The 9,922-nt window shown below is 65.2% G+C and carries 7 protein-coding genes, 1 tRNA gene and 1 pseudogene; 7 read left to right on the top strand and 2 right to left on the bottom strand.

Annotated elements, in window-relative coordinates; all coding sequences use genetic code 11:
- The first annotated feature begins 745 nt into the window (after positions 1-745).
- The 5 genes from MTQ10_RS22460 to MTQ10_RS22440 all read left to right on the top strand — a co-directional run bounded on the left by MTQ10_RS22460 (position 746) and on the right by MTQ10_RS22440 (position 6,480).
- Complete coding sequence (locus MTQ10_RS22460; RefSeq protein ID WP_247471489.1) at positions 746-1,969, top strand: branched-chain amino acid ABC transporter substrate-binding protein; 1,224 nt, start codon at positions 746-748, stop codon at positions 1,967-1,969.
- Between the two features lie 127 nt (positions 1,970-2,096).
- Positions 2,097-3,026: a branched-chain amino acid ABC transporter permease gene (locus MTQ10_RS22455; protein WP_247471487.1), complete on the top strand. Its 930-nt coding sequence runs from the start codon at positions 2,097-2,099 to the stop codon at positions 3,024-3,026.
- Positions 3,027-3,031: 5 nt separating this feature from the next.
- Positions 3,032-4,753 carry a branched-chain amino acid ABC transporter permease gene (locus MTQ10_RS22450; protein ID WP_247471484.1) on the top strand — a complete coding sequence of 574 codons (1,722 nt, stop codon included), beginning with the start codon at positions 3,032-3,034 and terminating at the stop codon, positions 4,751-4,753.
- A gap of 6 nt (positions 4,754-4,759) precedes the next feature.
- The gene (locus tag MTQ10_RS22445; RefSeq protein WP_247471481.1) at positions 4,760-5,767 is read left to right on the top strand and encodes an ABC transporter ATP-binding protein; all 1,008 of its coding nucleotides are present in this window, start codon (positions 4,760-4,762) and stop codon (positions 5,765-5,767) included.
- A complete protein-coding gene (locus tag MTQ10_RS22440; protein ID WP_247471478.1) occupies positions 5,764-6,480 on the top strand; it encodes an ABC transporter ATP-binding protein in 717 nt (238 codons plus the stop codon). The genes MTQ10_RS22445 and MTQ10_RS22440 overlap by 4 nt, the downstream gene beginning before the upstream one ends.
- Positions 6,481-6,565: 85 nt before the next feature.
- Here MTQ10_RS22440 and MTQ10_RS22435 read toward each other — a convergent pair whose 3' ends face one another.
- Entirely contained in the window at positions 6,566-7,225 is a 660-nt protein-coding gene (locus MTQ10_RS22435; protein WP_247471475.1) for an ANTAR domain-containing response regulator, read from the bottom strand.
- A gap of 102 nt (positions 7,226-7,327) precedes the next feature.
- Between MTQ10_RS22435 and MTQ10_RS22430 the strand changes: the two genes are divergently transcribed.
- Together MTQ10_RS22430 and MTQ10_RS22425 are read left to right on the top strand one after the other, a co-directional pair.
- Positions 7,328-7,400 (top strand) — tRNA-Leu (locus MTQ10_RS22430).
- 102 nt (positions 7,401-7,502) lie between these two features.
- Positions 7,503-8,277 (top strand): annotated as a pseudogene (locus tag MTQ10_RS22425) (transcriptional regulator).
- Positions 8,278-8,281: 4 nt separating this feature from the next.
- Here MTQ10_RS22425 and pyk read toward each other — a convergent pair.
- On the bottom strand, positions 8,282-9,718 hold the full coding sequence (gene pyk, locus MTQ10_RS22420; RefSeq protein ID WP_247471471.1) for a pyruvate kinase: 1,437 nt from the start codon (positions 9,716-9,718) through the stop codon (positions 8,282-8,284).
- Positions 9,719-9,922 lie beyond the last annotated feature (204 nt).

The following is a 9,922-nucleotide window of genomic DNA, read 5'->3' as shown; positions in this document are numbered from 1 at the left end:
ACCCCGACGGGCACCCCCGGCGCAGCCCCCACGGACGCCCCTGCCACCGGCCACGCCCCTTCGACGGCCGGCACGGGCCTCGCCGGGCACACCTCAACCCCCGCTCCCGGCAAGCGAATTGAGCGCCGGGAAACAGCGGCGCCCGATTCCCGCCCCGCTCCCGGCCCGAGCCGGAACACCCACGCACCCCACCGCAAAGGGGTCCGATCGCGACAGCCGGCCCGCCTTCACCTATCTGGACAAAGGCAGTTTCTCCCCCGCAAGATCACCATCAGCGCGCATGTCACGGAATACCGAAAAGCGTCAAGGAACGTCGCATTCCATTTCCTGCCTGTAACCCTGCGTAATACCCACGCAATAAAAGATCGGACTTTTGGTGCCCCCTGCCCCCACGTACGTGATCTTCCGGACGCCCCGCCAGTAGCCTGCAGCAACGAAAACCGTCATTACCAAAACCGCCGAGACACCTGAACCCACCCGCCGCCCGTCCTGCACGTTCTCACAATGCGGACTGGGCGAATCGGCTTGAATTCCGCTGTTCCCCCCACGCTGTACCGCTCTGCATTACGTCGTGTCATAACAAGAGAGTCACAGCCTTCGTCAGACCCTCCTCCCCGCCAATCCTCCCGCTTAGAGTCACGCCCAGTCACCGCTCCATCGGGAGTTCGGTACCGGCGCGGCATCCGCCGCCCACAACACAGGGCGGCCGAGCCTGCGGAAAGGACTGATTGTGCGACAGCGTTCCTTGGTGATTCTTACCTCCGTTCTCACGACCGGAGCTCTGACTCTCACCGCCTGCGGCTCCCGAGACGACAACGGCGGTGGTTCGAGTGACGGCGGCAGCACCACGACCCTGACCATCGGCGTCGACGCCCCCCTGTCCGGCGAGAACTCCACCACCGGTCTCGGAATCCAGTACGGCGCCCAGATCGCCGTCGACGACGCCAACAAGAACAACCTCGTCCCCGGCGTCACCTTCAAACTGAAGGCCCTCGACGACAAGGCCCAACCCGCCACCGGCCAGTCCAACGCCACCGCCCTCACCGGCGACAAGACCGTCGTCGGCGCCGTCGGCCCCCTCAACTCCGGCGTCGCCCAGACCATGCAGCAGGTCTTCGCCTCCGCCAACATGGTCCAGATCTCCCCCTCCAACACCAACCCCGAACTCACCCAGGGCAAGGACTGGCAGACCAACAAGAAGCGGCCGTACAAGACGTACTTCCGCACCGCCACCACCGACGCCCTCCAGGGCAAGTTCGCCGCCGCCTACGCCTACAACGACCTCAAGAAGAAGAAGGCCTTCGTCGTCGACGACAAGCAGACCTACGGCGCCGGCCTCGCCAAGATCTTCACCGAAGAGTTCAAGAAGCTCGGCGGCACCGTCGCCCAGACCGACCACATCAACACCGGCGACAAGGACTTCGGCTCCCTCGTCACCAAGATCAAGAACTCCGGCGCCGACATCCTCTACTACGGCGGCCAGTACGACGAGTCCTCCCTCATCACCAAGCAACTCAAGGGCGCCGGCGTCAACATCCCCCTCTTCGGCGGCGACGGCATGTTCGCCAGCACCTACATCGAAACCGCCGGCACCAGCTCCGAAGGCGACCTCGCCACCGCCATCGGCGTCCCCGCCGACACCCTCCCCGCCGCCAAGACCTTCATCGAGACCTACAAGTCCAAGGGCTACAAGGGCGACTACGGCGCCTACGGCGCCTACGCCTACGACGCCACCACCGCCATCATCCGCGCAGTGAAGGCCGTCAAGGACGCCAACGGCGGCAAGCTCCCCACCGACATCAACGACCTCCGCTCCAAGGTCGTCGACGAGGTCCAGAAGTCCAACTTCGACGGCCTCACCGGCAAGGTCGCCTTCGACGAATACGGCGACACCACCAACAAGCAGCTCACCGTGTACGCCGTCGAAAAGGGCGCGTGGAAGGCCGCCAAGACCGGCACCGTCAACTGATCCACCCCCAGCACACCACACCCGGGCCGCGCGGGAGGAGGACCCCGACCGCGCGGCCCGTTTCCACACCCAGACGACCGGCACCCACTGTGCACAACCCAACCCTCAGCGACATGGAGGCCACGCGGTGAACACCCTGCCGCAGCAGCTGGCCAACGGGCTGCTCCTAGGCTCGATGTACGGGCTCATCGCCATCGGCTACACGATGGTGTACGGCATCGTCCAGCTCATCAACTTCGCACACGGCGAAATCTTCATGACCGGCGCATTCGGCGCACTCACCGTCTACTTCTACATCCTCCCCGACGGCACACCCATGGCAGCCGCAGTACCCCTCATGCTGCTCGGCGGCGCCATCGTCGCCGTCCTCATCGCCGTCGGAGCCGAACGCTTCGCCTACCGCCCCCTGCGCGGAGCCCCACGCCTGGCACCCCTCATCACCGCAATCGGCCTCTCCCTGGCCCTCCAGGAAGTCGTCCGCAACTTCTACCCCGAAGCCGACAAAGCCCGCGCCTTCCCCGGCCTCGACACCACCCACGACATCGGCTCCATCACCATCAAGGACGCCGACATCTTCCTCATCGCCGCCGCCATCATCTGCATGGCCGCCCTCGCCATCTTCGTCCGCAAGAGCCGCACCGGCCGCGCCATGCAAGCCACCGCCCAAGACCCCGACACCGCACAGCTCATGGGCATCGACACCAACCGCATCATCGTCATCGCCTTCGCCATCGGCGGATTCTTCGCCGCAGTCGCCGCCCTCGCCTACGGCCTCAAGTACGGCAACGTCGACTACCGCATGGGCTTCCTCATGGGCCTCAAGGCCTTCACCGCAGCCGTCCTCGGCGGCATCGGCAACATCTACGGCGCCATGCTCGGCGGCATCGTCCTCGGCATCGCCGAAACCCTCGCCTCCGCCTACATCGACGACATCCCCGGCATGGAACTCTTCGGCGGCGGCTCATGGAAGGACGTCTGGGCCTTCTGCCTGCTCATCATCGTGCTGCTCGTCAGGCCCCAAGGCCTGCTCGGCGAACGCGTCGCGGACAGGGCGTGATCCACATGACCGACACCAAGACCACACCCGAAATGCCCGCCACCGCGGCCTCAGCCTTCCTCGCATGGACCTGGACCGCCGAATTCCCCGGCGACCTCACCATCGACGGCTACCCCGGCGGGCTCCAATGGCTCACCTTCACCGCCGGCATCCTCACCACCCTCCACGCCCTCGCCGGCTACGGCATCCGCGGACTGCGCTGGCTCCTGCCCGCCGGAAACAACGCCCCGCAGTTCCTCACCGCCCTCGGCGGCTTCGCCACCACCTGGTTCACCGTCATCGCCATCAGCGTCGAACTCGGCGGCTTCGTCAACCTCGAACCCGGCGGCTGGATCGCAGCCATCGCCTCCCTCCTCCCCCTCCTCGGCGCCCTCGCCCTCCCACAAGAACTAACCGGCGACACCAAAACCGACCTCAAGGCATACATCGCCAAAGCCGAAAAGATCCCCGCCCCGACACCCATCACCCCCTGGCTCGAACGCGCCCTCATCACCGTCATCACCATCGTCGGCCTCGGCGTCTTCACCTACGGCATCGACACCGAATACGGCGAACTCTTCATCGGCTACCTCATCCTCGTCGCCTTCACCATGTGGGCCCTGCACACCGCGGGCCTCCTCGACCGCATCTCCCGCATCGTCGCCCACAACCGCAGCTTCACCCTCGCCATGGGCTTCGCCGCGGCCATCGCCTTCCCCTTCACCCAAAGCGACGACCACTACGCCAACATCGGCGTCAACATCCTCATCTTCGGCACCGTCGCCCTCGGCCTGAACATCGTCGTCGGCCTCGCCGGCCTCCTCGACCTCGGATACGTCGCCTTCCTCGGCGTCGGCGCCTACACCGCCGCCCTCGTATCCGGCTCCGAATTCTCCACCTTCTCCGGCGTCCACTTCCCCTTCTGGGCCGCCGCCCTCACCGGCGCCGCCGCATCCCTCATCTTCGGCGTCCTCATCGGCGCCCCCACACTCCGACTCCGCGGCGACTACCTCGCCATCGTCACCCTCGGCTTCGGAGAAATCTTCCGCATCGCCGTCAACAACATGGACGGCGTCTCCGGCCCCGACATCACCAACGGCCCCAACGGCATCGCCGCCATCCCCGACCTCAACCTCTTCGGCTTCAACCTCGGCGAATCCCACAACATCGGCGGCCTCACCCTCGGCCGATTCGCCAACTACTACCTCCTGATGGTCCTCATCATGGCCATCGTCGTCCTCGTCTACACCCGAGCCGCCGACTCCCGCATCGGCCGCTCCTGGATCGCCATCCGCGAAGACGAAACCGCCGCCACCGCCATGGGCATCAACGGCTTCCGCGTCAAACTCATCGCCTTCGCACTCGGCGCCTCCCTCGCCGGCCTCGCCGGCACCGTCAGCGCCCACGTCACCTACAGCGTCGTACCGACGCCCTACCAGTTCGCCGGATCCACCCCACCCAACTCCGCCTTCCTGCTCGCCGCAGTCGTCCTCGGCGGCATGGGCACCGTCGCAGGCCCCCTCCTCGGCGCGGCACTCCTCTACCTCATCCCGGAAAAGCTCGTCTTCCTCCAGGACAAGTCACTCCTCGCCTTCGGCATCGCGCTCATCCTCCTCATGCGCTTCCGCCCCGAAGGCATCGTGGCCAACCGCCGCCGCCAACTCGAATTCCACGAAACCGGCCAACTCGACGTACCAGACACCACAACGCTGACCGACGAACCGGCCGTCACCAAGGCGGGGGCGTAACCAAAAATGACCACACCCGTACTCGAAGCACGCGACGTCACCATGCGCTTCGGCGGCCTCACCGCCGTCCGCTCCGTCGACTTCACCGTCAACGCCGGCGAAATCGTCGGCCTCATCGGCCCCAACGGCGCCGGCAAGACAACCTTCTTCAACTGCCTCACCGGGCTGTACGTCCCCACCGAGGGAACAGTCACCTACAAAGGCACCGTCCTGCCGCCCAAACCACACCTCGTCACCAAAGCCGGCATCGCACGCACCTTCCAGAACATCAGGCTCTTCGCCAACATGACCGTCCTGGAAAACGTCCTCGTCGGCCGCCACACCCGCACCAAAGAAGGCCTCTGGTCCGCCCTCCTCCGCGGCCCCGGCTTCAAGAAAGCCGAAAAAGCCAGCGAAGAACGAGCCATGGAACTCCTCGAGTTCATCGGCCTCGCCCACAAGCGCGACCACCTCGCCCGCAACCTCCCCTACGGCGAACAACGCAAACTCGAGATCGCCCGCGCCCTCGCCAGCGAACCCGGCCTCCTCCTCCTCGACGAGCCCACCGCCGGCATGAACCCGCAGGAAACCCGGGCCACCGAGGAACTCGTCTTCGCCATCCGCGACAAAGGCATCGCCGTCCTCCTCATCGAGCACGACATGCGCTTCGTCTTCAACCTCTGCGACCGCGTCGCCGTCCTCGTCCAAGGCCAGAAACTCGTCGAAGGCACCTCCGACGTCGTCCAGGCCGACGAACGCGTCGTCGCCGCCTACCTCGGCGAGCCCTTCCAAGGCGAACCCGGAGAAGAAGAAGCCGCCGAAGTCGCCGAAGCCGAAGCCGCCGCAGCGGCCGGACAGACCGACGAAACCGACCAGACCGACCAGACCGACCAGGTCGACAGCACCCGCGAGGCAAACAAAAACACCTCCGCCCCCGAAACCGGCAACACCCCCGAGGAAACCGCCGACACCGCCGACTCCACCACCACGGACGACGTACCCAGCACCACCAGCACCAAGGGAGAGGCCAAGTGACCGCACTCCTCGAAGTCGAGGACCTCCGGGTCTCCTACGGCAAGATCGAAGCCGTCAAAGGCATCTCCTTCACCGTCGAAGCCGGCCAGGTCGTCACCCTCATCGGCACCAACGGCGCCGGAAAAACAACCACCCTCCGCACCCTCTCCGGACTCCTCAAGCCCACCAGCGGAAAAATCACCTTCGACGGCAAACCCCTCAACGGAGTCCCCGCCCACAAGATCGTCTCCCTGGGCCTCGCCCACTCCCCGGAGGGACGGCACATCTTCCCCCGGCTGACGATCTACGAAAACCTCCAACTCGGCGCCTTCCTCCGCAAAGACAAAGAAGGCATCGAAAAAGACATCCAACGCGCCTACGACCTCTTCCCGATCCTCGGCGAACGCCGCAATCAAGCCGCAGGCACCCTCTCCGGCGGCGAACAACAAATGCTCGCCATGGGCCGCGCCCTCATGTCCCAACCCAAACTGCTCATGCTCGACGAACCCTCCATGGGCCTCTCCCCGATCATGATGCAGAAGATCATGGCAACCATCGCCGAACTCAAGGCCCAAGGCACCACCATCCTGCTCGTCGAACAGAACGCCCAAGCGGCACTCTCCCTCGCCGACCAGGGCCACGTCATGGAAGTCGGCAACGTCGTCCTCTCCGGCACCGGACAAGACCTCCTCCACGACGAATCCGTCCGCAAGGCCTACCTCGGCGAAGACTGACCCACCGACCCACCGACCAAAAGGCCGCCACCCCCGACACCGGGGGCGGCGGCCTTCACCACGCCGACAACAACAAAAAGCAGACTCAGCCGCCCTTCGCCGCCTTCTTCTCCTCCGCGTCCTGAATGACCGCCTCCGCCACCTGCTGCATCGACATACGACGATCCATCGACGTCTTCTGAATCCACCGGAACGCCGCCGGCTCCGTCAGCCCGTACTCCGTCTGAAGAATCGACTTCGCCCGATCCACCAGCTTCCGAGTCTCCAGACGCTGACTGAGATCCGCGACCTCCTTCTCCAGCTCCTTCAACTCCGTGAACCGAGACACAGCCATCTCGATCGCCGGAACCACATCACTCTTGCTGAACGGCTTCACCAGATACGCCATCGCACCCGCATCCCGCGCCCGCTCCACCAGGTCACGCTGCGAGAACGCCGTCAACATCAACACCGGCGCGATACGCTCCTCAGCGATCTTCTCCGCCGCCGAGATGCCATCCAGCTTCGGCATCTTCACATCCAGGATCACCAGATCCGGCCTGTGCTCCCGCGCCAGCTCCACGGCCTGCTCGCCGTCACCGGCCTCGCCGACGACCGAATAGCCCTCCTCCTCCAGCATCTCTTTGAGGTCGAGCCGGATCAGGGCCTCGTCCTCGGCGATGACGACGCGGGTCGTCAGCGGGGGCACGTGCGACTTGTCGTCGTCGGCAACGTCTGCGGGCTGGGGCGACTCGGGGGCGGTCACTGAGGCTCCTTGTTCGGGGCAGGGTGCTGCTGACAAGAGCCTACCCAGCTGCGGTAAGGTGGGTGCACGGCGGGGTGACCGCCGACCTTGCTTTCAAAGGGAGCCCCGGTAGCCCAGCGGTAGAGGCAATGGTCTCAAACACCATCCAGCGTCGGTTCGAATCCGACCCGGGGTACTTTTCCTCACATTTGAAGGTCACGCGTTTGCGGAGGATCACGTTCGCGTGATCCTCCGCTGTTCCCGCCCACGGGTGCCCTCGATTGCGCACCGTGGTCACATGTACGACCTCAGCACACGTAAGCATGCGCTGAGCCTGCTGGCACAGGGCCGCAGTCTCAACTCGGTCAGCAAGGAACCCGGCATTTCTCGTGCCGCGATCCGATCATGGCAGACCCGGATGGAACCGTCGCCACGCATGCAGTGGGCGCCCTGCCCGCAGTGCGGCCCCACTGCGGAGCCGCCCGAGGACCAGCAGGCCTACAGCTATCTGCTCGGCCTCTATCTGGGCGACGGCTGCATCAGCGACGGCGAGGTCCGGCTACTGCCTCCGTATCGCCTGCGCCGACGCCTGGCCGTGTCTCATCGAGGCGTGCGCAGCAGCCATGGAAGCAGTGAGCCCGAGCAGGAAGCCGTACCGCGTGCAGGCCGTCGGTTGCACAGCCGTCGCGAGCTACTACGCGCACTGGCCGTGTCTCTTCCCCCAACACGGCCCCGGGAAGAAGCACGACCGGAAGATCGTTCTGGAGCCCTGGCAGCAGGCCGTCGTGGACGCCCACCCCTGGGAGTTCGTCCGGGGGCTGATTCACTCCGACGGGTGTCGGATCACGAACTGGGCGACGCGGCTCGTCGGCGGGGTGCGCAAGCGGTACGAGTATCCGCGCTACTTCTTCACCAACAAGTCGGACGACATCAGGAAGCTTTTCACCGACACCCTCGATGTGCTGGGCGTCGAGTGGACGTACTGCACGCGCGGTGGCGTCCCGTTCAACGTGTCGGTGGCCCGGAAGGCGTCCGTGGCGTTGTTGGACGCGCATGTGGGGCCGAAGTTCTGACGGTCTATCGGGGGCTGTCGTCCTCGCCGATGTGGTGGACGCGGACGAGGTTGGTGGTGCCGGGGAGGCCGGGGGGTGAGCCGGCGGTGATGACGACGGTGTCTCCGCGTCGGCAGCGGCCGTGCTTGAGGAGGTGCTCGTCGACCTGGTCGACCATGGCGTCGGTGGAGTCGACGTGTGGTCCGAGGAAGGTTTCGACGCCCCAGGTGAGGCTGAGTTGGGAGCGGGTGGCGGGTTCGGGGGTGAAGGCGAGGAGCGGGATCGGGGAGCGGTAGCGGGAGAGGCGGCGGGCGGTGTCGCCGGATTGGGTGAAGGCGATGAGGAAGCGGGCGTTGAGGAAGTCGCCGATTTCGGCGGCGGCGCGGGCGACGGCTCCGCCTTGGGTGCGGGGTTTGGTGTTTTCGGTGAGGGTGGGGAGTCCTTGGGTGAGGATGTCTTCTTCGGCGGCTTCGATGATTTTGGCCATGGTGTGGACGGTTTCGGTGGCGTAGGTGCCGAGGCTGGTTTCGCCGGAGAGCATGACGGCGTCGGTGCCGTCGATGACGGCGTTGGCGACGTCTGAGGCTTCTGCGCGGGTGGGGCGGGGGCTCTCGATCATGGAGTCGAGCATTTGGGTGGCGACGATGACGGGTTTGGCGTTGCGTTTGGCGAGTTTGATGGCGTTTTTTTGGACGATGGGGACTTGTTCGAGGGGCATTTCGACGCCGAGGTCGCCGCGGGCGATCATGATGCCGTCGAATTTGGCGATGATGTCGTTGAGGTTGTTGACGGCTTGGGGTTTTTCGATCTTGGCGATGACGGGGAGGTGGCGTCCTGTTTCCTCCATGATGTGGTGGACGTGTTGGATGTCGTTGCCTGATCGGACGAAGGAGAGGGCGATGATGTCGATGCCGGTGTTGAGGGCCCAGCGGAGGTCTTGTTCGTCTTTGGGGGTGAGGGTGGGGATGGTGGTGGTGGTGCCGGGGAGGTTGAGGCCTTTGTGGTCGGAGACGATGCCGCCTTCGATGACGTGGGTGTGGATGCGGGGGCCGTCGATGTGGGTGACTTGGAGGGTGACTTTGCCGTCGTCGATGAGGATGTGTTCGCCGGGGATGAGGTCGGTGGGGAGGTTTTTGTAGGTGGTGCCGCATTGGGTGCGGTTGCCTTCGGCGTTTTCTTCGGTGGTGATGATGAAGGTGTCGCCGGGTTCGAGGAGTACGGGGCCTTCGGTGAAGTGTCCGAGTCGGATTTTTGGGCCCTGGAGGTCTGCGAGGATGCCGACGCTGCGTCCGGTTTCGTCGGCTGCTTTGCGGACGTGGTGGTAGCGCTCTTCGTGTTCGGTGCGGGTGCCGTGGCTGAGGTTGAGGCGGGCTACGTCCATTCCGGCTTCGACGAGGGCTTTGATCTGGTCGTAGCTGTCGGTGGCGGGGCCCAGGGTGCAGACGATTTTTGCTCGGCGCATGGTGTGAGCCTATGGCTTACCGTTGGGTAGCTATTTGTTTGCGGGGGTTCAACGGCGCTTGTTCGTGCGGTGGTTGACGTTGCGTCGCTGTGGTGGGGCGTGTCGGGTGTTCGGGTCGGGACGGGTCGGTTGTGTGCCGGCTCGTTTTTTGTGTTGTGGGGCGGTCAGGTGGTTTCGGTGAGGGGGGTGATGTTGTGGGGGTGG

The organism is Streptomyces sp. XM83C (assembly GCF_023072675.1).
Classification (GTDB): domain Bacteria; phylum Actinomycetota; class Actinomycetes; order Streptomycetales; family Streptomycetaceae; genus Streptomyces; species Streptomyces thermocoprophilus.
Note: the sequence above shows the minus strand (reverse complement) of the source record. Positions and strands in the feature narration are given on the sequence as shown.